At 41.6% G+C, this 25,411-nt stretch carries 21 protein-coding genes and 1 riboswitch; of the genes, 4 read left to right on the plus strand and 17 right to left on the minus strand.

Annotation, left to right across the window (positions count from 1 at the left end):
- The first annotated feature begins 1 nt into the window (after window position 1).
- Window positions 2-835: a creatininase family protein gene (locus EDD74_RS00605; protein ID WP_009263647.1), complete on the plus strand. Its 834-nt coding sequence runs from the start codon at window positions 2-4 to the stop codon at window positions 833-835.
- A 143-nt stretch (window positions 836-978) separates the two neighbouring features.
- Here EDD74_RS00605 and glmM read toward each other — a convergent pair whose 3' ends face one another.
- On the minus strand, window positions 979-2,325 hold the full coding sequence (gene glmM / locus EDD74_RS00610) for a phosphoglucosamine mutase (RefSeq protein ID WP_016441489.1): 1,347 nt from the start codon (window positions 2,323-2,325) through the stop codon (window positions 979-981).
- A 284-nt stretch (window positions 2,326-2,609) separates the two neighbouring features.
- On the opposite strand from glmM, the gene EDD74_RS00615 reads away from it, so the two are divergent.
- The gene (locus EDD74_RS00615; RefSeq protein WP_116441158.1) at window positions 2,610-3,524 is read left to right on the plus strand and encodes a hypothetical protein; all 915 of its coding nucleotides are present in this window, start codon (window positions 2,610-2,612) and stop codon (window positions 3,522-3,524) included.
- A 103-nt stretch (window positions 3,525-3,627) separates the two neighbouring features.
- Here the strand turns inward: EDD74_RS00615 and EDD74_RS00620 are convergent, their stop codons facing one another.
- From EDD74_RS00620 to EDD74_RS00640, 5 genes are all read right to left on the minus strand, one after another.
- Window positions 3,628-4,956, minus strand: a complete 1,329-nt coding sequence (locus EDD74_RS00620; protein WP_008977464.1) for a hemolysin family protein — start codon at window positions 4,954-4,956, stop codon at window positions 3,628-3,630.
- A 125-nt stretch (window positions 4,957-5,081) separates the two neighbouring features.
- A complete protein-coding gene (locus EDD74_RS00625; protein ID WP_008977465.1) occupies window positions 5,082-6,257 on the minus strand; it encodes a phosphoribosylaminoimidazolecarboxamide formyltransferase in 1,176 nt (391 codons plus the stop codon).
- A gap of 18 nt (window positions 6,258-6,275) precedes the next feature.
- The gene (locus EDD74_RS00630; protein WP_008977466.1) at window positions 6,276-6,989 is read right to left on the minus strand and encodes an IMP cyclohydrolase; all 714 of its coding nucleotides are present in this window, start codon (window positions 6,987-6,989) and stop codon (window positions 6,276-6,278) included.
- A gap of 220 nt (window positions 6,990-7,209) precedes the next feature.
- Window positions 7,210-7,953, minus strand: a complete 744-nt coding sequence (locus EDD74_RS00635; protein WP_008977467.1) for an SDR family NAD(P)-dependent oxidoreductase — start codon at window positions 7,951-7,953, stop codon at window positions 7,210-7,212.
- 182 nt (window positions 7,954-8,135) lie between these two features.
- Window positions 8,136-8,984 carry a putative manganese transporter gene (locus EDD74_RS00640; RefSeq protein WP_116441157.1) on the minus strand — a complete coding sequence of 283 codons (849 nt, stop codon included), beginning with the start codon at window positions 8,982-8,984 and terminating at the stop codon, window positions 8,136-8,138.
- 227 nt (window positions 8,985-9,211) lie between these two features.
- Between EDD74_RS00640 and EDD74_RS00645 the strand changes: the two genes are divergently transcribed.
- A complete protein-coding gene (locus EDD74_RS00645; RefSeq protein WP_008977469.1) occupies window positions 9,212-9,649 on the plus strand; it encodes a MarR family winged helix-turn-helix transcriptional regulator in 438 nt (145 codons plus the stop codon).
- 12 nt (window positions 9,650-9,661) lie between these two features.
- Window positions 9,662-10,735, plus strand: a complete 1,074-nt coding sequence (locus EDD74_RS00650) for an FUSC family protein (RefSeq protein ID WP_116441156.1) — start codon at window positions 9,662-9,664, stop codon at window positions 10,733-10,735.
- 1,014 nt (window positions 10,736-11,749) lie between these two features.
- Here the strand turns inward: EDD74_RS00650 and EDD74_RS00655 are convergent.
- The 11 genes from EDD74_RS00655 to EDD74_RS00705 form a co-directional block, all read right to left on the minus strand.
- Complete coding sequence (locus EDD74_RS00655; RefSeq protein WP_016441506.1) at window positions 11,750-12,253, minus strand: GreA/GreB family elongation factor; 504 nt, start codon at window positions 12,251-12,253, stop codon at window positions 11,750-11,752.
- Window positions 12,246-12,869, minus strand: a complete 624-nt coding sequence (locus EDD74_RS00660) for a carbohydrate-binding family 9-like protein (RefSeq protein ID WP_116441400.1) — start codon at window positions 12,867-12,869, stop codon at window positions 12,246-12,248. The genes EDD74_RS00655 and EDD74_RS00660 overlap by 8 nt, the downstream gene beginning before the upstream one ends.
- Window positions 12,870-13,063: 194 nt before the next feature.
- A complete protein-coding gene (locus tag EDD74_RS00665) occupies window positions 13,064-14,830 on the minus strand; it encodes a glycoside hydrolase family 3 protein (RefSeq protein ID WP_116441155.1) in 1,767 nt (588 codons plus the stop codon).
- A 155-nt stretch (window positions 14,831-14,985) separates the two neighbouring features.
- Window positions 14,986-15,756, minus strand: a complete 771-nt coding sequence (locus tag EDD74_RS00670) for an AIM24 family protein (RefSeq protein ID WP_116441154.1) — start codon at window positions 15,754-15,756, stop codon at window positions 14,986-14,988.
- Between the two features lie 166 nt (window positions 15,757-15,922).
- Window positions 15,923-17,230, minus strand: a complete 1,308-nt coding sequence (gene thiC, locus EDD74_RS00675; protein ID WP_016439849.1) for a phosphomethylpyrimidine synthase ThiC — start codon at window positions 17,228-17,230, stop codon at window positions 15,923-15,925.
- Window positions 17,231-17,452: 222 nt separating this feature from the next.
- Window positions 17,453-17,558, minus strand: a riboswitch (TPP riboswitch).
- A gap of 28 nt (window positions 17,559-17,586) precedes the next feature.
- The gene (locus EDD74_RS00680; protein WP_116441153.1) at window positions 17,587-18,552 is read right to left on the minus strand and encodes a PfkB family carbohydrate kinase; all 966 of its coding nucleotides are present in this window, start codon (window positions 18,550-18,552) and stop codon (window positions 17,587-17,589) included.
- Window positions 18,553-18,576: 24 nt separating this feature from the next.
- Window positions 18,577-20,775: an alpha-galactosidase gene (locus EDD74_RS00685; RefSeq protein WP_116441152.1), complete on the minus strand. Its 2,199-nt coding sequence runs from the start codon at window positions 20,773-20,775 to the stop codon at window positions 18,577-18,579.
- A complete protein-coding gene (gene gtfA, locus EDD74_RS00690; RefSeq protein WP_116441151.1) occupies window positions 20,766-22,223 on the minus strand; it encodes a sucrose phosphorylase in 1,458 nt (485 codons plus the stop codon). The genes EDD74_RS00685 and gtfA overlap by 10 nt, the downstream gene beginning before the upstream one ends.
- Before the next feature lie 7 nt (window positions 22,224-22,230).
- Entirely contained in the window at window positions 22,231-23,070 is an 840-nt protein-coding gene (locus EDD74_RS00695; protein WP_009263664.1) for a carbohydrate ABC transporter permease, read from the minus strand.
- The gene (locus EDD74_RS00700; protein ID WP_008977487.1) at window positions 23,070-23,945 is read right to left on the minus strand and encodes a carbohydrate ABC transporter permease; all 876 of its coding nucleotides are present in this window, start codon (window positions 23,943-23,945) and stop codon (window positions 23,070-23,072) included. The genes EDD74_RS00695 and EDD74_RS00700 overlap by 1 nt, the downstream gene beginning before the upstream one ends.
- A complete protein-coding gene (locus EDD74_RS00705) occupies window positions 23,942-25,240 on the minus strand; it encodes an ABC transporter substrate-binding protein (protein ID WP_016441513.1) in 1,299 nt (432 codons plus the stop codon). The genes EDD74_RS00700 and EDD74_RS00705 overlap by 4 nt, the downstream gene beginning before the upstream one ends.
- Window positions 25,241-25,411 lie beyond the last annotated feature (171 nt).

Consider the following 25,411-nt stretch of genomic DNA (forward strand, 5'->3'; position numbering starts at 1 on the left):
TATGCGTACAAGAATATTACCAAAGATGTTAAATGATGAAGTAGAAGAATATTTATCACGGAATGATATCATTATCGTTCCGGTCGGAACTGTAGAAATGCACGGTGGATTTCCACTTGACTCCGAGACAACCATCAGCGAAGCTTATGCTCTCAAAATGGCAGAAGCATGTGACGGTCTTGTCCTGACCGGACTTCCATATTTCTATGCCGGAGCAACTGCTAGCGGTCGTGGAACAGTTCAGGTGAGCATCCGCGAAGGGATTGACTACCTGACAGCAATCGCAAAGAACCTGTTACGTCTCGGCTTCAAACGCCAGATCTATATCAGCTTCCATGGTCCTGCACATATGACATGCAGTCCGATGGTCCGCGATTTCTTTGACGAGACAGGCGTTCCGATCCTCTACATGGATCTGACGATGCAGATGTTGAAAAATGCATCTGATCTTTTCAAATCCATGGACAGCTTCCATGCAATCACAACCGGAGCATACAAGATCATGAACCGTCTGGAAGACGTTCCGCTCACAACAAAGTATGCACACAGCAAGCCACAGTCCTGCAAAAAGTTTGACGACATCTTCGGACTCGCTTACCAGAGTGCTTCGATCGGTTACTACTTCGGAGAAAAAGAAGACCACATGAGCACAACTGCAATTCCGGACGAAGCATCCCGTGAAGCACTTGCACAAGAAGGAGTAGAAATCATCGAAAAAACTGTAGAACTTCTGGACCTTCCACATATTGTCAGCCAGATGAAAGATCTGGAACAGTATAACCAGGAAGTTGCTGAAAAATGCCCTTGGGTTCCTTATCAGTTCTTCCAGAAATAACTTTCTGTCAGGAACCTATGGCATTTAGACAAACAGGTGTATCTCAATAAGAAATTTGCAAACGAAAAGGCTTACACAAAAGCTGCTGAAACATCTAACACTGATCTTTCAGCAGCTTTGGTAAGCCTTTATTTTATTCTATTTTAAGAAAGCACCAGCCCTTCTTCTGCCATGACATCGATAACCTTATCGACACACTCTTTGCAGAGTTCATCGGTCGCGGCTTCAACCATCACACGGATAACCGGCTCTGTCCCACTCTCTCTTACAAGTATCCGTCCGTCATCTCCAAGTGTTTCTGCCACTTCTTCCACCGCTTTTACAACAGCCGGATTCTCTCTCGCTTCCTTTTTATCTGCCACTCTGACATTTTTCAGAAGCTGCGGATAGATCTTCACTTCCTCCACAAGTTTCCCGAGAGACTGTTTTTTCTCCATGACAACTTCCATCAAAAGCAAAGAGGTAAGAATTCCGTCCCCGGTCGTTGCATATTTACTGAAAATAATATGCCCGGACTGTTCTCCTCCAAGCGAATAGTTATTCTGAAGCATGTTTTCATAGACATACTTATCTCCTACCGCTGTTTTCTCATAGCGGATTCCGGCTTTGTCACATGCTTTGTAAAGTCCGAGATTAGACATGATCGTCGTCACGATTGTATCGCCATTTAATCTTCCCTGCTCTTTTAAATATTTTCCACAGACATAGAGGATCAGATCTCCGTCTACAACATTTCCATTTTCATCGACAGCGATACAGCGGTCTGCATCTCCATCATATGCAAATGCAATATCAAGTTTCTTCTCTTTCACAAACTGCTGAAGCACTTCAATATGGGTAGACCCGCAGTTCGTATTGATGTTTGTTCCGTCTGGCTCATTGTTGATCACATAAGTCTTTGCTCCCAGCGCATCGTACACACTCTTTGCGATAGCCGAAGCACTTCCGTTGGAACAGTCCAGACCGACTCTCTTATCTTTGAAAGATCGCGTCGCAAGTGAAATCAAATGTCCGATATAGCGGTTTCTTCCTGCTGCATGATCCACAGTTCTTCCGATCTTTTCTTTTTCCGCAAGCGGGAGTTCCTCCAGTTCCCCATCGATGTATGCCTCAATCTGTGCTTCAACTTCTGCCTCCAACTTGTGTCCCATACCGTTGATCACTTTAATTCCATTGTCATAAAATGGATTGTGACTTGCCGAAATCATAATTCCACAATCAAAATCTTCCGTTCTCGCCACATAAGAGACACTTGGTGTCGTTGTCACATGAAGAAGATAGACATCCGCCCCGGATGCTGTCAGCCCTGCAACGAGCGCATACTCAAACATATAACTGCTACGTCTTGTATCCTTCCCGATCACAACCTTCGCCTTATGATCCTTTCCATAATACCATCCAAGAAATCTTCCAACTTTAAATGCATGTTCTACTGTCAGAACCTTATTTGCCTCACCACGAAATCCGTCTGTTCCAAAATATTTTCCCATGTTTCCTCTCCTTTATTGCAAGTTTGTTCTATTATCCGCTTTTTTTGTACAATCTGCTTTTTATTCTTTTACATTATATAGACTTTCTCACAAATATACAACCATTTTTTTCAATTCCCGCAAAAATATTTTTCTGACGACTCCTAAAATATTTTCCGGTTATCACGGAAAATTCACAAGAACAAGTCTATACAAATCACTGATTTTCATGTATGATAGAAGAGGTATAAACTTTCAATATCGTATATGAAAATATACACAAAAGAATTAAGGGGTGTTTTATAATGAAATGTAACAAATGTCATGAAGAAATGAAACTAAAAGAGATTGAGGTCGGAAAAGATTCCGCCGGCAATCCTGTCTATAACTTATATGCCTTTTGCTACCACTGCAAGACAAAGGTCAATATTGATAAATTAAAAAAAGCTGCCAAGGAGCGAAAAGAAGCCGAACAACTTGCAGATGCAAAAAGGGAAGCAGCACAAAGAGAGGAAGCTTCCAGATCTGCTGCCACAAAAGATACTACGGCTCCAGTACATGTCTCAGCAAGAACTCAGGAGATCCCTTCCCAGAGTGCTATTTCCCGTGCGTCCTCATCAACTTCTTCCGACCGTCCGAAGAAAAAGTCCGCACCAAAATCTGAGAAAGCATCTTCTCCGAAGAAAAAATCTGATGCTTCCCGCTCCCGCCAGACTGAAAAGCCTGCAAAGAAGCGTTACCGTGAGGATGACTTTGATTTTGATGATGACGATTACGACTACATTCAACCGGATAAAGTAAAATCCACAGAGAAGCGTGTTGTTTCTAAAAAGAAAAAAGGCGGGTGCTTAAAACCGTTTTTAATCTTCCTTTTAATTCTGGTACTTGCAGGTGGAGGCGCTTTTATTTACGGTACTTATGTCGGATATGATTTTTCCTTTATCAATGATCTCAAGGAAAAAATCTTGAACCACACAGACGGAACCGATGAGAAAGACAAAAAAGAGGATGAAAACAAATCTGATAACGGAACAACAGATCAGACAGCAAATCCAGAATCTGATAAAGATGGAGCAACTACAAACTCTGATCTCTCAGACGGAACTGACAATACAAATACTACTGACAGTACAGACGGATCTGCTTCAAACGACACAGACAACTCCGGTACAACAGAACCAGAGACTACCACAGACGACAGCGGAACTGCTGCACAGTAAGACAACTATAACAAAATACCTGAACAGCAATCTATCTATTTAGATCTGCCTGTTCAGGTATTTTTTGCTCTTTGTCAAGAGTTTGGTGAATTATTTTACTCTTTTATCTCTCTGCCTGTTCCGGTATCTTCATCCATACTTTTCGGATTCTCTTTTCTTTCACTTCCAAAATTTTAAAATGCACTCCATCTGCGTCCAGTTCGCATTGTCCGGAATCTTTTGGAATGTATCCCAGCTCTTCAATCAAATACCCGGAAAGTGTATCATAATTTTCTGTCTCCAGCTTCAGGTTTAATTTTTCATTCAGCTCTTCGATCAGAATCGAACCATCCAGTAAATATTCCTTCTCCCCGATTTTCTGAAGTTCTACAACTTCTTCCTCATGCTCATCGGTGATTTCTCCCATTACTTCCTCCACAAGGTCCTCCACCGTAAGAATTCCCGATACACCACCGTACTCATCGATCAATACTGCCATACGATTCTTCGTCTTCTGCATCTCACGAAAAAGCTCATCGGTGCTCTTTCCATCCGGCACAAAGAACGCTTCTTTCAAAAGAGCTCGGATGTCCACTTCCTCAAAGGACTTCTTTCTCGCTTCAATCATCACATCTTTTACTTGAAGAATCCCGATAATATTATCGATCTGTTCTTCATAGACAGGAATTCTTGAATGCCTTGTCTCGAGGATCTCATCCAGAATCTTCTCTAACGGCTCCTCGATGTCAATTGCAAATACTTCTCTTCGAGGCACCATCACATCTTTCGCTGTCTTATCATCAAAAGAAAAAATCGAATTGATCATTTCCTTTTCAATCTCGTTAAACACACCATTCTCGCTTCCGGTCTCTAACATCTTTTTAATCTCTTCTTCTGAAACTGCTTCCTCGAGATTCTCAGTCTTCATTCCGATCAGATGTAAAAATCCATTCGTAGACAGTGATAACAACTTAATAAACGGTGATAAAATCTTTGAAATAATATAAATCGGCTGCACAACAAATAAACTGAATGCCTCCGCTTTCTGAAGCGCAATTCTCTTCGGCACCAATTCACCAAACACGAGGGTAAAATAAGATAAGATAATCGTAACGACTACAACAGCGATCGTATTGCTGTACGGAATCCCGAACTGTGCGATCCATCCGCCTAGCACCTGTGAAATACCAGTTGCTGCAGAAGCACTTGAGAAAAATCCCGCCAGTGTGATTGCCACCTGTATCGTTGATAGAAACTTTGTAGAGTCTTCAAACAATGTCTGAAGCAGAGCTGCTCTCTTACTTCCCTCATCTGCCAGAACCTTGATCCGATTCTTATTGACTGACACCACTGCCATCTCTGCTCCCGCAAAGAAAGCATTCACCAAAGTAAGAAATGCAAGAAATAATAGTTGAAATAAAATACTGTTCCCGTCAGGGTCGCCTGCGTCCATGATAAATAAAACCTCCTGTAATTGAAATAATCTGGCTTTGATTATATCTCTTTTCAGGAGGTTCTGCAACTAGAATTCTAGTTTTTTATTTAGATTTTATAGAAGTTTTACTTTTGGATTATTTCTTAGTGGTGGAACAGACGGATTCCAGTAAATGCCATCGTCATATTGTATTTATTGCAAGTAGCGATCACATTGTCATCTCTCACAGATCCACCTGGCTGTGCAATGTATTTAACACCACTCTTATGCGCACGCTCAATATTATCCCCGAATGGGAAGAATGCATCTGAACCAAGGGCAACATCTGTCAGTTGGTCTAACCATGCACGCTTTTCTTCGCGGGTAAATACCGGTGGTTTTACTTTGAAGATATTCTGCCATGTTCCCTCTGCAAGCACATCCTCATACTCATCTCCAATGTAGAGATCGATGGAATTGTCTCGGTCTGCTCTTCCGATGCTGTCCACGAACTGAAGCCCGAGTACCTGCGGAGACTGACGTAACCACCAATTATCTGCCTTCTGACCTGCCAGACGGGTACAGTGGATTCTGGACTGCTGTCCTGCGCCTATTCCGATAGCCTGCCCACCTTTTGCATAGCATACAGAGTTTGACTGTGTATATTTCAGTGTGATCAGAGCAATTGCGAGATCGATCTTTGCCTGCTCTGGAAGTTCTTTATTTTCTGTCACAATATTGGAAAGTAATTCATCATTGATCACCAATTCATTTCTCCCCTGCTCAAATGTGATTCCGAATACTTCTTTGTGCTCAATCGGATCTGGCTCATAATTCGGATCAATTTCGATGATCGCATAATTTCCTTTTTTCTTCTGTTTTAAAAGTTCCAGTGCCTCTGGCTCATATCCCGGTGCGATCACACCATCAGACACTTCTCTCTTGATCAGCTTTGCAGTTGCAACATCACAGACATCTGACAGAGAGATAAAATCACCGAACGAAGACATTCTGTCTGCACCTCTTGCTCTTGCATAAGCACATGCTAACGGAGATAACTCTCCCATATCGTCTACCCAGTAAATCTTTGCCAGTGTGTCGTCCATTGGAAGTCCGACTGCTGCACCTGCCGGAGAAACATGTTTGAAAGAAGTTGCTGCCGGAAGTCCTGTCGCTCTCTTTAATTCTCTTACAAGCTGCCAGCCATTAAATGCATCCAGAAAGTTAATATATCCCGGTTTCCCACATAACACCTTAATCGGAAGTTCTCCCTCTTCCATATAAATTCTGGAAGGCTTCTGATTTGGATTACATCCATACTTTAATTCTAACTCTCTCATGATCTGATTCTCCTCATCTTATTTATTTTTATTTACAATCTTTGTCTCATAGTTTCCTGTCTCAATATCGATATAGCGTACAAACAGCGATACTTTATTTTCTTCATTCAAGCTATTCCAGAGCATCTCTGTAAACTGTTCCATATCGTCTGGGATTGAGATCAGTTTTGGTTCTCCTTCAAAACTTGGAAGTGGATTGCCATCACATTTGTAAGTATGGATAAAATGTCCCTCTCCGGCTACCGGATTCTGATATGCAAATGTATAGCGGTTGCATGCGTCCGGGTTTCCGTTATTGCTCTTTAAAATAGACATCGCATAGTTGTATGTTCCATTTTCAATATGCATGATCCCTGAAATACGAGGTGTATAGTTTGGAGCATCCGGTTCAAATTCTCTGCTGCGAAGTGACTGCTCAAAAGTGAGCTGCTTGTCCATTCCCTCATAAATCGTGTCTGTCTGATCTCCGTTTGTCACGATCGTCTTATTGCCAAGTACCCGCACTGGCGCATAGATAATTAAACTTGGATCTGTTAATTTTGAAGGGTCAAATGCCTGTGTGCGAATCCCCTGTCCTTCTTCTACAAATACACGGTTTCTGCTGTTCTCGCTTCTTCCCATAATAAAATATGCAGTGACTGCCTTTTTCCCATCCGGTGTCTTTCCGATGATGATTCCTCTTCCCGGATATGCGTTTCCCTGCAATTCTTTTTCAATTGATAACATTTCCATGAATGATTCTCCTTTATCTCTGTTCATTGTTGACCGTTTTTTCCATTTTATTATAGACCACATGTCGGACTGTTGACCAGTATATTTTACTAATAAGTCTTAATAACGCCCGGTTATAGGTTCTGCTTTTTATTTACACAAATTCTCGGAAAATTTTTATAGAACAAAAAAATAAGACTGCCGTGCTTCTTCGTGAGATGCTTCCGGCAGTCTATTCTTTTTAGCTCATTGTCGCACCATCTACTGACAGAACAACACCTGTGATATAACTTGCCATGTCACTTGCAAGAAATACAAATGCATTTGCGATATCTTCCGGTTCTCCGACACGGCGAAGTGGAATCGTATTGATCAAAGGCTGAATTACAGACTCTGGAAGTGCTGCTACCATATCTGTGCGGATCACACCCGGTGCCACTGCATTGACACGGATATTGTCCTTTCCAAGTTCTCTTGCCAGAGATTTTGTCATTCCGTTTACTGCAAATTTCGATGTCGGATATCCACATCCTGCTGGCTGTCCATAAATACTTACCATGGAACTTGTGTTCAAGATCACACCGCCTCCCTGCTCTTTCATGATGCATGCAGCTACCTGAGAGCAGTTAAACACTGCATTGACATTTAGATCCATAATCTTCTCAAATGCCGCCGGATCATAGTCATACAGCGGATCTCTTGCAGAAATTCCTGCATTATTCACAAGAACATCCAGAGATCCAAACTCTTCTTTCACTTTCTCAAACACTTCTTTCACTTCTTCGTGTTTAGTCAGATTCGGCCAATATCCTACAACCGGATACTCTGGATTTTCCTCCTTCAGCGAAGCAAGTGCCTTCTGAACCGTCTCCTCTCTAGATCCAAGCATTGCAACCTTTGCTCCATTTTCTAAAAATTTCTTTACAGTCGCATATCCGATTCCTCTTGTTCCCCCTGTAATGACTGCAACTTTTCCTTGTAACATACCAGTTTCCTCCATCTTCTCTTCAAAATTTCATGCCAGTTTTTGTGTACTTTGTATTTGAAACTGCACACCTTTCTGTACATTAGCTGTTCTTATTTTAGCACTTATTTTCTAACAATACAATCTATATTTTAAAATTTCCTTTTAATTTCCGAATAGTTTTTTAATTAACAAACACTTCCCTATACCCAGTATAAAATAATTCCTGCCACAACAGCGACTCCATAAAGCACTCCCATCATCTTCAGATTTTCCTTCCGATTCCGATTTACTCTCCACAGTACAACCAGTCCGACTCCTGCGCTCGTACAAAGTCCTGCCACTGCCGCCGCAAAGCTGATCACGCCTTTGATATACAACTCAGTCAGAAGGACGGATGCAGCACAATTCGGAACAAACCCGATCAAAGCCGTCAAAATTGGCTGAAACACCGAACCACTCCAGAAAAGGCTTTCCACCTTTCCGATTCCCGCCACTTCCAGAACCAGATTCAGGCAGGCAGAGAAGAGGAAAATATAGATAAACAGTTTCAAAGTATGATTCCATGCCGGCAGGATTACCCCATGAGAATGTCCACAACCACAAGATTCTTTCTCACACAGATCGTGAATTTCCTTTTTCTCAGAAAAAAGTTTCGGAAAGCAAAAATCTATCAGATATCCCGCAAGCACTGCGATCACGACTTTTACCAATAATAATTTTCCTACGACACCCGCACTTTCCGGCTGACCCATGATCATCAGAATTGCCTCATCCGAAGTCGACAGAAAAACGGCAAGCAATGTTCCTGCAGAAATCATTCCCCCGGAAAACAAATTTGCTGCAAGCACGGAAAATCCACACTGCGGGACACATCCAAGTACCGCTCCCAGAAGAGGCCCTGCGCCTCTGATACCAGTCAGTACCCGCTGGCTAAAATTCCCCGCATGCCTTTCCATCGCCTCCAGCAGGCAAAATGCCGCAAATAAAAACGGAAGTATCCTTACACTGTCTATCGCTGCATCCATCAACACGTCTATGAATAAGTTCATTTCGATTCTCCTCCCATTCTTCTGATACCAGACCAAAAATCTGGCATGAACCTATTTTGAAAATCCTTCTCAACTTGTATCTTTCTGATTATAGCACGTTTTTTTATCTATTGACAATTAAAGTTTTTCGCCCTACACTATAAGTAGTTCACTTTGTAAACTATTTTTGATTGTTTGTAATCGATACTGACATATTTTGTACAGACTTATAGAAATGGAGAACCGTGATGGATTACGACTGGATTGAAATGATGAACTACATGCAGAACCTGCGTCAGTTTTGCAGTAGAAATGTACGGCGCACCGAAAAAGGGAGTATCTCAACTTCCCAGGAACTTGATCTTCTGTCCCGCATCTCACTGTCTGATGTGCCACTGACACCTCATGAACTATGCAGTTGTATGGGACTTGGCAAATCTGCAGTCAGCCGTCTGATCGAACATTTGGTAAAAAAAGAACTACTTACAAAAGAGCCAAGCCTGACAGATAGGAGAAGTTATCACCTCTCGATCACAGAAAGAGGGCAAAAAGCATTGGAGGAGACTTACAACTATTATCTCTCACCGATTTACACAATGCGGCGCAGACTAGGAGAGGCACAATTTTTGAAACTGATGGAACTGATTCACGAAACAAACGATGTCCTGCAAGACATCGAACACTAGGAGGGATTTCTATTGACTTTTTATCAAGAACTACAACTAAATCAAGCCGGTTCAAAAGCACTGATCCGAAATATCAAAGATCCAAAAGAAAAGTGGAAACACATTTGTATCTACCTGTTTAAGATTTTACTGACAGTAGCATTCTGTGTTGTATTTGTCACAATCTATACAAAAGTATTCGGAGAAGAAAACAGTATCGTAGGCGTCGTTGTTCTGCTCGCCGTGATGGTCTTCCGCAACGCAGACCTTGGCATCAAGAACTCTCACGGAGTTCTACTACTTGCTATCATTTACGGAATCCTTGCATTTGGACCAAGAATCTCGAACATGGTCGGACCATTCCCGGCATTTTTGATCAATGTAGTCTGCATCGGCGCCCTGATGTCTCTTGGCTGTCACAATGTAATTATGTCCAATCATTCTACATTCGTTCTCGGCTACCTGCTCCTTCAGGGATATGATACTACCGGAAATTCTTACCTTTTGCGTCTTGCCGGACTTTCTGTCGGAGCTTTTGCAACCTGCTTTATCCTCTGGAGAAACCACCGGAAAGTCCATTACAAACGTACGATCCGACATATTTTCCAGGAATTTGACATTCACTCTATGCGTACACGGTGGCAGATCCGCCTGACACTTGGTGTTTCTACCGCAATGCTGTTCGCGTCTCTGATCCATCTTCCGAGAGTGATGTGGGTCGGGATCGCAACGATGTCCGTTCTGCTTCCATTTAAAAAGGATCTGATCGAGCGTGTCAAATACCGTGCACCCGGAAATATTCTCGGAGGGCTCTGTTTCCTCTGCCTCTACTATCTGCTTCCTGAAAGCTGTTATGGCTATATCGGTATGATCGGTGGAATCGGAGTCGGACTATCTGCAACCTATGGATGGCAGGCAGTATTTAACTCTTTCGGAGCGCTGTCAATCGCCATGAGTTCCTTCGGAGTTGCAGGAGCAATCATCCTCCGTGTGCTCACAAACGCATTCGGTTCTGTGTACGGACTGCTCTTCCACAATATTTTTGAAAGCGGATACAACTGGATCAGCGAAAAAGTTTTTGCAAAAAAAATGGTTTCAGAGAATTAATAATTTTCAAGCTGTATAATTATCATTAGTATTTTGATTTAGTAGCATAATTCATTATACAAAAAATCGCCCAGGCCATAAGGTCTGAGCGATTTTTTCTATTAGGGTAGTTTTTTACAGTCCCTATCTTTTTATCAAAATCAGTGCGCAAAAGAATTAAAAAATTTCTATTTTATCTTGTCGTCCATGCTCCTTTAGTAAAATCCCGGCTGTAATATATTTTTATGAGGATTTGACCCAAATTTGACCGAGAACGGTTTGGAATGTTTACATATTTACAAAGTTACATGTTTACAATGTGCTTAATGGATGGTATATTATAGATATAAATAAGGCACTACTGATAGTTGGTTAGCCCCAATTATTTAATTACTTAAAAAAGTAACCGCATTCCTTGGGCGAGGGGCGGTTACTTTTTTGATTGATTTATATATGCTATCAGAATCGTTACAACAATACTCAGTATCATTAGTACGATGGATAGGAGTTCAAAATCACTCATAAGTTAAGCCCTCCTTTCCCAGATTTCCTGCAAGCAAGATTTCTATGTAATCAGAGGGTTCAGTCCCTCTGTCGAAGGACTAACCGCCTGCCATTCTCATGTAGTGCCTTGTCTTATTCTACCAAAGGGATTAGCTGATAACAAGGATAATATTTGATAAAGAGAAAAAATATTTTAGGTGACTAAATAAAGTACGTCAAGGGTGCCCGAAAGGTCCCTAACTGTAAATAGCAAGTACCTGTGAACAGCGAAAACCCGCTAACCACAAGGGCTAACGGGTTTCGTTGTTTTATAGTTATCTAAAGGAATGAGAGTAAAGTATGCGTCTTATCTTCAACGCTCTACTTTAAGAGGGGGGAGATAGTGATTACTTAATCAACTATCTAACTCTTAGTATAAAAGGAAAATGTGTCCAAAGTATGATTGTTTTCTAAAAGAAAGCGAAAAATTCTTAAAAAAAAATGAACATAACTCTTTTCATACATGGCAGTTCTCATTCTGCTGTTTTATTTTTAATAACTGCGAAGCTGATCACTGCCGTCATCAACTGTATTTTCTATTTCTTTGACCACCACATAATATCCGGCATCTCCAGATACCCGGATGAAAACTCTATCCCCTACTTTTTTCCCAAGAATCGCTTTTCCAATCGGGGATTCTGTGCTAATAAGCCCTTTTAAGGAATTTCCCCGCACGGTTGTCACCAGTTTGAATACTTCCACCTCATCATCTTCTTCAAAATAAAGGTGCACGGTGTTGTTTAATCCCACTTCATCTTCTTTTGACTCGTCGGATACAATCTTTGCAGTCTTGATCATCCGTTCCAAATACCGAATTCTGCTCTCATTTTTGTTTTTCTCTTTCTTAGCGGCATGATATTCAAAATTTTCACTCAAGTCCCCATGTGCCCTCGCTTCTTTGACATCTTCCAGCAGCTCTTTTCGAAGCACAATCTTCCGGTATTCAATCTCTTCGCGCATTTTCTTGATATCATTTTTTGTCAGTTCATTATACATCTGCAATCACCGCCTTTGCAAAACAGATTGGAAGATGAAAATTTGGTTCTTCGCTCTCAATCGGACTGTAACATCCAAAATGCTGGATCTTGTCGTCCTCTGATATTTTATAAAAATTGCAGTAAAATCTTTGTCCCGCTTTTAGCTTCTCAAGAGAAGTAATTTCCCCAAGCAGTGCTTCCGGGATCAAAACAGATACACACCACCGATCTGATTCTATTTTTGCCCGACAATCTGCCTCTTGATAATACACATCTGAAATTAATGTCCGATTCTCTCTTGTATATCCTTTCTCCGCATACAGTGCTCCGTTGGCATTCATCTCAAAATTTATATAAATACACTGTTTCTCTATGCTCATCTCTCCCTCCGGGAATGCAAAAAAAGCTTCCAGTGCGCTATCCTTATAGACGAGTTCTTTATCTTTGTTGCAAAGTCGCTTCGGATCACACTCTTCACAGGTCATCTCCACATAAATTCCCTGTCCATCGATATATCCGGCTCTGCCATATGCTTTCGGCGTCTGTAAACTGTTCCACAAATATTGATCGATTGCGAACAGTTCGCATTGATCGATCTGTGTACGGTCCGCTATGCGGTATATTTTATATTCCATTTTTTCCTCCATCATTCTCACAATCTGCTATTTTAAGCTTCCAGTTTATTATACCGCTTTTCCTCTGCCTTTTCATCATTTTTCTAGTTCTTATTGAAATCTCTTCCCGATTTTATCTTTCGGATTTTTACCACGCTTTTCTCACACATACAGAAAAAAGATCCACATCTTGTGTGAATCTTTTTTCTTCCTTCTTATAGTCTTGCATCAAATAATCCGCAGAAACTGTCAATCGGATCTGTTCCTTTGAATGCTTCTTCTCCATTCATAAGATTCTCAACCAACGCATCCAGTGTTGTATCTTTGGAATCGTAAGTGTTGATATAGGTCCGTGCCTGCGGGATATCTGCAAGCATTGTCGGCTGTCCACATCCGACAACAGCAACCGGAACTTCAAATACATACCACGGAATCTCTCCGCCTCCCTTTGACATACCAAAGCTTGGTCTTCCGTTCGGCACATCACAGAGCGTGATTACAAGATCCATATCGGATACGAAATCTGCAATGGCATTCTTTCCTGCAAAGTAAATATTTAAGTCTGGCTTTTCCCCGGCTTCAATCTGTTTCTTCATGACATCAAGCGGACTTTCATAGATAAATGCATCAAATCCTTTTGCACATAACTTTTCTTTTAACGCTTCTGCCGGATTTCCTTTTCCGCCTCCAAGCATTTTCATCAGCGCTGACATACTGTTCTCTGCGCCTTTGATATGCACGATCATAATTCTCTTATAACGATCTGGTGTCATAGGGAGCACGTCTTTGTCTTTATATTTTACAAGCGTGATACAGTCTTCGCTGATTGATTTCTGCATTGCCTTGTATTCTTCTCTCTGAAGCACTTCCTCTACAGTCTCTGGCTGTGGAACCAGTTCTTCTTTGCTCTTCTTATTCAGACCCAGATGTGCTTTGAGTCCTAAAATACGTGTCAATGCTTCTGTCATTCTCTCTTCACTGATGATTCCTGTCTTGTATGCACCAAGCATTGTAGCAAAATCTTCCTCTGGATCATTGAAGAATAAGAACATATCACAACCTGCATTGATACTTGCCGGAAGCATCTCTGAACGCTTCATCCGGTCTGTCATCGCTACCATATGGGAAGCATCTGTCACGACCATACCGTTGAATCCAAGTCTGTCTCTCAAAAGACCTGTCATGATCTCCGGACTTAATGTCGCCGGCATCATATCTTCGTCCTTTAACTCAGGATTAATGGCTTTTGCATAAGAAGGAAGCATGATGTGTCCTCCCATGATCGCATCCAGATCATTCTCAATCAATGTACGGTAAACATGTCCGTAAGTCTCATCCCATTTTTCCACATCAAAATAGTTTACATTGTTTGCAATGTGTGCATCTCTGAAGTCTTGTCCATTTCCCGGAAAATGTTTCGCTGCGCATGCAAATCCCGGAATCGTATGTGCTCCATTTAAATATGCTTTGCTCATAGTTGCTACACGTTCTGCATCTCCACCGAATGCACGTGTCACAATCTCTGTATTCTCCCAGTTGTAAAGAATATCTGCCACCGGTGCAAATGCCATGTTACATCCGATTGCCGCTGCCTGTTCATTTGCCATCTTTCCTAATGCAAATGCATACTCTTCCTTATCTGTAGCTGCGATCTTCACACCAGCTCCAATATGTGTTCCATCTGCACATGCGCCGTCTCCTCCGGCTTCTGTGTTGCATGCGATAAATACCGGAACCTTTGCATATTTCTGAAGGATCCGATTCTGTTCCTGAATCGCCTTTCCCGGAGCCGGATTGTAACGGCATCCACCAAGGTGATATTTTTCCATTAATTCTTTTAAATATTCTTCATCGTGTGAAGCTGTCAGCTGAAAGAATAACTGTCCTACTTTTTCTTCCGGGCTCATATTTGCAATTGTATCTTTTACCCATTGACAGTCTTCCTCTGACAGATAATACGGTCTTGCTTTTAAATCTACCATATAAATAACATTCTCCTCTCTGCATAAAGCTTTTGCGCAACTGATTATACCATTATATTATACAAAAATGCTACATATTTCTTGTATATTTTACACAAATTTCATTTTTCTTTTTCCTAATATAGATTTTCTAATACTATGCAAAGCTGGCTACTCTATACTGCTCCATCCAACACTGGAGCCAGGAGAACCTTTCCGGTTCCACGGTACACATTGACAAGTCCTTCCCCCGAAGCTGCCGAACCTATCAGTGTCTTTCCTGACCGTTCTACAGTAAAACTTAAGCTGCCGCTCCATGCGATCGCCATATTGCCATCTACTTTCAATACATCATCCTGAAGAGTGATCTCCACAAGCTCCTCTTTCGGACAAGGTGCTTCCAAACAAAGCACACCCTCTCCTACCGCTCCAAGATTGAACAGCCCTTCATTTCCTGCAACAGCAGAAGAAAGATTGGAGCGCATCACTGCTTTGTGCTTCAATCTGGCATCACATGCCAGGAACAATCCGTCATCCAGCACGATGGAACCATTCCAATCTTTTAAATCTACCAGTAGGATGTGCTTATAAGTCGGTTCCAACACAAGAATTCCGTTTCCGGTATATTCCGGCTTGATCGCCGATTCCCCGGTTGCTTTTCCTCTGACTGCTTTCCCGAAGAAATCGCCCACACCTTTTACTCCCGTTGTCGCATTGACATTACCTACGGTCCACTGCATTGCTCCTGCCTGAAGTGTGATATTTGCCTGATTAACATCACAGATAACCTGACGCTTTCTCACATTCATCTCATTACAGAAATAGGCCAACGCAGCATTGTGCGGCATCACACTTAAATCACGCTGATATTCTATGACAGTAAACGGACCAAGAGAGTTTAACACTTTAATATCATCATTATTCGTAAAATTAGAGATTCTATACATCGTTTTCTTCCTCCTTATCACACTTTCCTGCAATCTGTGCTAGTAGGTTTATTATACGGTGTTTGTACGAAAAATACAATATTTTTATATTTTCCAGCCATTTTTTCATACAGTTTATGCACTTGTATTTAAGTATTCCATCATTTTTCACTGTTCTGAATTTTTATTACAGAATATCGATATACTCTCCATTCAATGCCTTATTCATACTTCTGACCGCACAGAATTTTCCACACATGGAGCAACTCTCCTCAATTTCCGGTTTGCGGTCTTCCCGAATCTGTTTTGCCGTTTCCGGATCCATAGAGCACTTCCACTGCTCCTCCCAATCAAAAGTTCTTCTGGCATCCGCCATACGATCATCGATATCTCTTGCGTGCGGAACATGCTTTGCAATATCTGCGGCATGCGCTGCAATTCTGGAAGCGATGATCCCCTGTTTAACATCTTCTACATTCGGAAGCGCCAGATGTTCTGCCGGTGTCACATAGCAGAGAAATGCTGCACCTGCTGAAGCTGCTACTGCACCTCCGATCGCCGCTGTAATATGGTCATATCCCGGTGCAATATCAGTCACGATCGGTCCCAGTACATAAAACGGAGCACCCATGCAGATTGTCTGCTGCAATTTCATATTTGCTTCAATCTGATCCAATGGCATATGCCCCGGGCCTTCTACCATCACCTGCACATCTTTTGCCCATGCACGTTTTGTCAACTCTCCCAAGCGCACCAACTCTTCAATCTGACACACGTCACTCGCATCGGCCAGGCAGCCCGGACGGCATGCATCCCCAAGAGAAATTGTGACATCATATTCCCGGCAGATTTCAAGGATCTCATCAAAGTATTCGTAAAATGGATTTTCATTTCCGGTCATACTCATCCACGCAAACACAAGCGATCCACCTCTGGATACAATATTCATTTTTCTTTTATGCTTCTTGATCTGTTCAATTGTCTTTCTTGTAATTCCACAGTGCAGTGTGACAAAATCCACTCCATCCTCTGCGTGGAGTCTTACTACATCAATAAAATCTTTTGCTGTCAGTGTGGCAAGATCTCTCTTATAATGAATCACACTATCATAAACCGGAACAGTTCCGATCATCGCCGGACATTCTTGTGTCAGTTTTCTTCGAAATGGCTGCGTATTCCCATGCGAAGAAAGGTCCATAATTGCCTCTGCTCCCATATTTACCGCCGCCATGACTTTTTCCATCTCAACCTCATAATCTTTGCAATCTTTTGACACTCCCAGATTTACATTGATCTTCGTACGAAGCATAGATCCTACTCCATTTGGATCCAGGCATTTATGCCTTTTGTTGGCGCAGATCGCCACCTGTCCTTTCGCCACCAGATCCCGGATTTCCTCCTCTGTGCGGTATTCCTTCCGCGCAACTGCCCGCATCTCCTCTGTGATGATTCCCTTTCTTGCTGCTTCCATCTGTGTGTAGTATTTTTCTGACATATGATGTACCTCTTCTTTCTTCTGCCTGCGGCAGAATATTTTTCATTTGCTCTGTGCCGGAATTTTTTTATGACAGAATTCCAAAAGGATTTCAAGGATTATGCCTGGGCGGAGCATTTTTTCATAGGACTCTGGTTTTTACTCCATAGCATTTATCAGAAATTTCCTATGCAATAAAATAGAATAAAAAAACAGAGTACCTCAATTGGTACTCCGTCAAACTTCTTAAAATCAATTCTTTCCTACGTTGGCATTATCCAAATCAGGTATCAGGGTCGAAGTTCACACCTTCCTCTCAGCCTGTCTACAAGCTCCCCGGCTATTTACTTTTCTAGAAAATAGTAACACACCAATAACTAAAAGTCAATTTTTTGATCTTCCAGAAATTTTCTGATTTCTTCTTTCTTCGGCATCGAGCGGATCGCTCCTTTTTTTAAAGTAATCAGCGCCGCCCCTGCGTTTGCAAATGTCAGCAGTTCCTCTAAATCTTCTTTTGACAACTGCTCTAGATTGTGTTCCAACAGGTATCCTAACGCACAGCCACAGAACGTATCACCTGCTCCTGTTGTCTCAATGGCTTCTACACAAAATCCCGCCTTTTCTACGCACATTTCCTTATAGTATGCACGGCTTCCTTCTTTCCCCATCGTAAGAAGAATTAAAGGAATGTGATATTTTTCTTGTAGCATACGGATTCCCTTATCGTAGTCTTCCTGTCCTGTGACGAATTGAATCTCATTATCAGATATTTTCAGGATATCACATTGTCTAAACCCATACTCCATCTGCTCTTTTGCCAAGTCCAAAGATTCCCAGAGTGGTTCCCTCAAATTCGGGTCAAAAGAAATCATCGCCCCGGCCTCTTTGGCGCAACAGATTGCTTTTTTCGTTGCATTTCTCACACCTTCATGTGTCATAGAGAGTGTTCCAAAGTGAAAGATTTTTGTATTTCGGATCAGTTCTAGATCCACCTCTTCTTCCCTCAGCATCATATCTGCTCCGGGGTTCCGATAAAAAGAAAACTCCCGGTCCCCATCCGGCAACGTATGCACAAATGCCAGTGTAGTCCGCACTTCCGGGTCCATCCGAAGATTTTTAGAACAGATTCCTACTTCATCCAATGTATGTTTCAGCAGAGTTCCGAACATATCCTGCCCAACTTTCCCTATAAAAGCAACCTTCTTCCCAAGATTATTTAACATTGCCAATACATTGCACGGGGCGCCGCCCGGATTTACTTCCAGAAGCTGATTCCCCTGCTCACTTTTTCCACTTTCTGTAAAATCGATCAAAAGTTCTCCAAGCGCTGCTACATCATACATATTCTTTCCCCCTTCACGCACCTCTTAGCATTCTTCTATTTTCTCCAGATAAAATTCAAATGCCACATCATCGCCTTTGATTGCCGGTATAAGAATCCCGCCTGTCATAAGTGCCTTACCGCTAAGCTTCTCTTCTTTTTGTCTGCCTTTCACAAACCTATAAATTGCTGCCCCATCCACTCCTAATAGCTTAATGCGATGGCGCAGTACATTTGATGCAGCTCTGAATGCCACACCTTGTACAAGAATCTTACTGCAGTCCTCCGAAATAAACTCCCATGCTGCCAAATCATCTTTTTTCGGATTACTCAGTCTATAATACTTTCCGCCATAAATCAGTTCCTGATACTCCTTATACGCCTTCACCTGCTCCGCAACTTTCTCTTTCTCATTCTGATCCAGCTGATTCAGATCAAGTTCATAGCCAAAGCTTCCCGCCATTGCTACTGTTCCTCTTGTCTCAAGCGACGTAATTCTACCAGTCTGATGATTCGGTACGGCGGATACATGAGAACCAACCGCAGATATCGGATAAAAAAAGCTTGTTCCATACTGGATAAAGGTTCTTTCATGGGCATCTGTATTATCACTGCACCAAATCTGCGGGCAATAGTACAGCATTCCGGCATCAAATCTGCCTCCACCTCCGCTACAGCCCTCAAATAATACTTCTGGAAATTCATCTGTCAGACGTTCTAAAAGTTCATAAACACCTAACACATATCTATGCGGCATTTCTTTCTGACGTTCTGCTGGAAGTATCGATGTATACCAGTCAGAAATACTGCGATTCATATCCCATTTAACATATTCGATATGATTGTCTCTCAGAATCTTACTGATAGACTGATATAAATATTCTACTACTTCCGGATTTGCCATATCAAGTACTAACTGATATCTGCTTCTCATAGGCTTTCTCCCTGGGATACTGATTGCCCATTCCGGGTGCGCCCGGAACAACTCACTGTCTTCGGAAATCATTTCTGGTTCAAACCATATTCCAAATTTCATGCCCATATCATTGATTTTTCTGACAAGTGCTCCCAGCCCCCCTTTCAACTTCTTTTCATTTACTTCCCAGTCTCCGAGCCCTGATGTATCAGAATCCCGTTTTCCAAACCAGCCATCATCTAACACCATCATATCAATACCTAGTTTTGCTGCCTGACGGGCAATCTGTTCTATGTCTTCTTCATTAAAATCAAAATAAGTCGCTTCCCAGTTGTTGATTAGAACTGGACGTTTTGTCAGCTGATATGCTCCTCTACATACATTGTGGCGTATGACATGATGAAACCTCTGTGACAATTCCGCCATTCCATTTGCCGAATAAGATAAGATTACTTCTGGCGTCCAAAAATTCTGTTCCGGTTCCAGTTGCCATGAAAAAGTATCCGGGTGAATTCCCATTACAAGTCGTGTCTGCCCAAGCTGATCTTTCTCTATCTGTGTCTGGAAACCACCACTGTACATCAGTACCGCTCCCATACACTCCCCATCTTTTTCTGTACAGTCTCTCTCGCAGAGCAGAACCGATGGATTCTGCTGATGACTTGATGTTCCTCTTGTACTGCTGCTTTCCTGAATTCCGTAAAATAGTGGGGTACGTTCTGCCTGTCGTTCCATCGTATGTCTTCCGTGAAAATGAATCCAGTCCCAATTTCCGTCCGGAATATCCATGCAAAGACTATGTGCACGCTCAAGCACGATTGGCATACTTCCCCGGTTTATAATCATTACACTCCGCGTGATCACATCTGCCTCTTCCAGTACTCCATAGAAAAGATGTACCTCTGTTTCAGATGCCGTATCTTTCATAAGAATTTCCAGTGTTTCCGCCTCGTTCTCCTCTGCATAAACTGCCGGCAGTCCCGGAATACTGTATTTTCCTTTCCTGATAAAATATTTCTGAAACCGTAAATCCAGTGCCTGACTGCCATCTGCATGCCGCACCGTCACCGCTGGTACCCGGAAATCTCCCACTCCACTCCCTGCATACTCTAACGGCATTGTATTCAACGAATACGTTCTGTCATTTTCTGCTTCATAAATATTTCCGGAAAATCCCACATCCGGATAATCCAAGAGATACTCCATGCTCACTCCCGTTTTTTCCCCATACCACAAATGTTTCACTACCCCAAACAAATCTGCCTTCATCTGATAAAGTGTATTTGCAGTTTCCAGAGAAAAAATCTGATCCTTTACTGTTATTGCCATACTATCGTTTCCTTTCCGTTTTCATAACCCTTTTCATATCGGGTAATCTCAAATCCATAAGACCTCAAATCTGCTGACAATCGAATACTATTTTCCTTGTATTTCCTTGTGATCATGAGTCTCTCCCCCTCCGTTTCCACCTGGATTTTTCCATCCAGATGAAATGCCGGTTCCATATTGCGAATCGCCATGAGCTTTTTCAATTTCCTTACAACCGGGCGCTCCTGCTCCCCTGCAATCTCTTCCAGTGTATAATAGTGTCGATTAATATCCCGTCCATTTTTCGTCTTTTCCATTAATTCGAGATCATTTTCCCCTGCGAGAAGTCCCACATAATATACTTGTGGGATTCCCGGTGCAAAGAACTGAATCGCTCTAGCCAGCAAATAGGCATCGTCCCGATTGCCAAGTGCAGAATAATAGGTCGTGTTGACCTGATATACATCCAGATTATTATATGATTCCGAACTGTAAATTTTCTTTACATTTGCCCCTTGCCGATACATCTGTTCCTGTACTATGTAAACTTCCTCGTCAGGAAGAAGATCTTTCACATCTACAATCCCTATTCCATCATGAGTATCCAAGGTTGTAAATTGTTTCATTGGGCACATCTCCAGCCACTTCTTTAAATATACCCCCGTATGATTATAAAGTGCGTGAAGTGTCAGCACTGGCAGCGCAAAATCATAAACCCAGAATCCCTTCTCTGCAATTTTCATCGGAATCGTATAATGTTCATGGATTTCCGGAAGAATTTCCACTTCGTACCGTCCAACAATTTGCTCAATTTCATGTAGCAATTCCCAAATATCCGGTTCTACAAAAAAGCAGTTCGTATCTGCTTTCTTAATTGCATAAGCGAATGCATCCAGACGTATCAAAGATGCTCCATTTTGGCACATCTGCTCCAGCGTTCCTTTGATAAATGATTTTACCGCTTCCTTTCTGACATCCAGATCAATCTGCTCTTCACAGAAAGTGCACCAGATTTTTTCTGTTGTTCCATCTTGAAATTCCACTTCAATATAGGGCGCCCTTGGCTTTCTCTTGTAAATCTTATCAAGTTGTTCCTGCGTCGGCGCTCCCTTTCCCCAAAACTCCTCGTAACGAATAAAGAAATCGGCATATTTTGATTCATTCTTTCTTTTCAGAAAATCCTGAAAATATTCCGAAGAGGAAGAAATATGGTTTACCATAAAATCAAACATCAGATAATATTCTCTTCCGATTGCTTCAATATCTTCATAAGTTCCAAATGCTTCATCTACCACATCATAGCGCATTGGTGCAAATCCGCGATCCGCAGAAGATGGAAAAAACGGCAAAATATGAACGCCTCCCACAGCATCTCTATAATAGGTATTCAATACCGTATGTAATTCTTTCAAGTTCTTTCCCATGCTGTCCGCATAAGTAATCAACATCACTTTATTTTCCAGTTTCATTCTGTCTCTATCCTTTCACTGCTCCATTTGCTACACCATTCAAAATCTGTTTCTGGCAGATTACATAAAATACTAAAATTGGAATCAATGCCAGAATATAGGATGCAAATGCGAGATTATAATTCGTTCCAAACTGTGTCTGGAAATTTAACTGGGCCAGCGGAAGCGTATTATGTCCGGTACCTGACATAATGACCAATGGCGTCATCACATCATTCCATGTCCCAAGAGCTGTCAAAATTGCAACTGTCGCATGCATAGGCATCATCATCGGGAAAATAATCTTCCAATATGTCTTCCATGCGCTTGCCCCGTCAATATCCGCCGCCTCTTCTAACGCTACTGGAATGTTTTTCAAGTATCCGGTATAAAGCAACACATTCATCGGCATATAAAATACAAGATATAAAATGATCACTCCCAGCCGATTCCCAAGTCCCATCTGTGCAGTCTGCTTTACAAGGGGCATCATAAGAATCGAAAATGGCACAAACATTCCACTTACAATATACAAATAAATAAACCGAAAGCTTTTCTTCTTTGCCATACCTCTCCCAATCACATAACCGGCAATCGAATGAATTAAAATTGCCAGCACGATCGTCGCCAGTGTAATCAACAAACTATTTCCAAGCGAATGCCAGAAATCAGTCACTTCCATCGCCTGCCGGAAGTTATCCAGACTCCACCTTGCCGGAAAAGATAATGCGCCTGCCACATCGTTTGTCATCTCGCTTGGTTGCTTAAATGCGATAATTACTGCCATGTAAAGAGGAAAAAACACAGTCGCTGTTCCCAATACTAATACAATCGTTAAGATCCAATTTGTTTTTTTCTTTCTCTGCATTATAACTGCTCCTCCTTCTTTCCCATAACTGTCATTTGGAAAATTGAAATGGCTACGATGACAACAAAAAACAATACTGCATTTGCGCTCTGAAACCCAAACTGACCGCCGTCCATACCATTTTTATAAATCAGATAAGAAATCGATTCTGTACTCTGTGCTGGTCCTCCCTTTGTCAAAGACAAAATCTGATCAAATACCATCAAAAAATTTTTTGTACTTAAAATGAGATTGATCGTTACAAATGGCATCACCAGTGGAAATGTTACTTTCCAAAATTCTTTCCATTTCCCGGCTCCATCAAGCATACTCGCCTCATAAACATCCGATGGGACCGTCTGAAGACCGGAAATATAAATAATGGTATTCATCGCCACCGCCTGCCACACACCGACAATCAGCACTCCAATCCATGCATACTTCTCACTCGCAAGAATACTGTTCTGTAGAAATCCAATCCCGAATACATCGCCAACCACTGGAAGGATATAAGTAAAAATAAAACTGAAAATATATCCGATCACAAGGCCTCCCAGAATATTCGGCACAAAATAAATCCCACGCAAAGCACTCTTAAATCGTATCTTGCTATTTAATCCAAGTGCCATAAGCAAACTCAGAACATTTACCAATATTGTTCCAGCAATCGCATACTTGAATGTAAACAGATAACTTTTCCCTACTCTTGCGTCCGTAAACAAGTCGATATAATTTCTCAATCCCACATATTCATAAGAACCATACCCCTTATAATTTGTAAAACTATATACAATTCCTTTTAGCATCGGCAACGTATTGAACATAAAAAACAACACAACTACCGGTATTACAATTGCCAGAAATGTTCTCTCTCGATTGTTCATTTTCTTTTTCATTGTGCATCCTCCATCCCTTTTTCATACTCCTGCACTTTGCGGATCAAATCTCTGTTATATCGTTTCCATTCCGTGTCAAACCGTTTCAGAAATTTATCTGCTGAATTGTCACTTTCATCCAGCAAATACGTCTGAATCATCGCATCCACACTCATTTCGCTCGGATAATGATGATCTTGAAAATCTGCCATTCTGTCATTTCTAATATATTCCCTCATCCCCGTCAGTTCGCTTGGAATAGAAAAATCCCCCTCTTTGCAGGCAATTCCTCCCTGATCTTCCAGATAAATCTGAATTACCTCGTCCTCATATAAAAAACGAAGTACTTCATAAACTGCTTCCTTTTGTTCTGTATTTTTCATAACGCAAAACTGAAGATCAATTCCTGAATTTAATACATTCTCCTTCTCAGAATCATTCGCCGGAAATACAAATGAATCAATTTTCATATCCGGATTGACTGATTTAATCTGAGGGATTGCATAACTTCCAATCGGATACATCGCCGATTCTCCCCGGGCAAACGCGGTACATGCATCGTTATAGCTATAAGCATACGGATTTTCTTCTGCATATGGAAGAAGCGCTTTTATTTTCTCAGCAGTTTCACGATATGCTTCTTTAAAAGTTGTCTCCTCCCTATTGACCTGGCTGCATATGTCAGAATCTGCCAGACCAACTGCCAATGCATTCCACGGTGCAAGACAAGTCCATGTATCTTTAAATCCAAAATACAATGGCTGAATCCCACAGCTTTGAATCTCGTTACATAATGTCATAAATTCTTCCCATGTTTCAGGAATCTCCCATCCATATTTTTGAAACATTTCCTTGTTATAGAGAACTCCCGCTGCATTGGCTGCATATGGAAGCGCATAAGCACCTTCCTGCGGAACAAATTCTAATTCTTTATCCATCTGGAGATAAGACTTTTTTACTTGTTCCAATTCTTCTAACTCTGAAATATCCAGAAATAAATCTGCATCCAGAAAATTAGAATAGTTGCTGTCTCCTCCAATTCCAATGATATCTGGATAATCTTCTCTGATAAATCTTGTTTTTAAAATTGTCATAGCTTCATTTGGAGAAGAAATCGTCAGATGGATGTCATCATGCGTCTCATTAAAACGCGCTTCTATTTTTTCAAACGCCTTCACTGCCTCCGGTTTATAACACACCATCTCAACTTCTGCGCGATCACTGGAGGCTTCCTCCCCACAGCCCCCTAAATTTACTGTTCCCAACACAGCTGCCAACATCAGGGAAATGTTTCTTACAATGCCTTTTTTTGACATATTCCATACTCCTTTCGCATTCATTTTTCTTCCGTTTTAGTTAAATTAATCATAACATGCCTTTATGCTATCAGAAATAGCAATTTATTTCCTATTTTATACCACAATACGATTTTTTATGGTATTATAGTAAGTAAGACCGCATTATGGTATATTTACTGAAAGGAGCCC

Origin of the sequence: Faecalimonas umbilicata (assembly GCF_004346095.1) — a bacterium.
Classification (GTDB): domain Bacteria; phylum Bacillota; class Clostridia; order Lachnospirales; family Lachnospiraceae; genus Faecalimonas; species Faecalimonas umbilicata.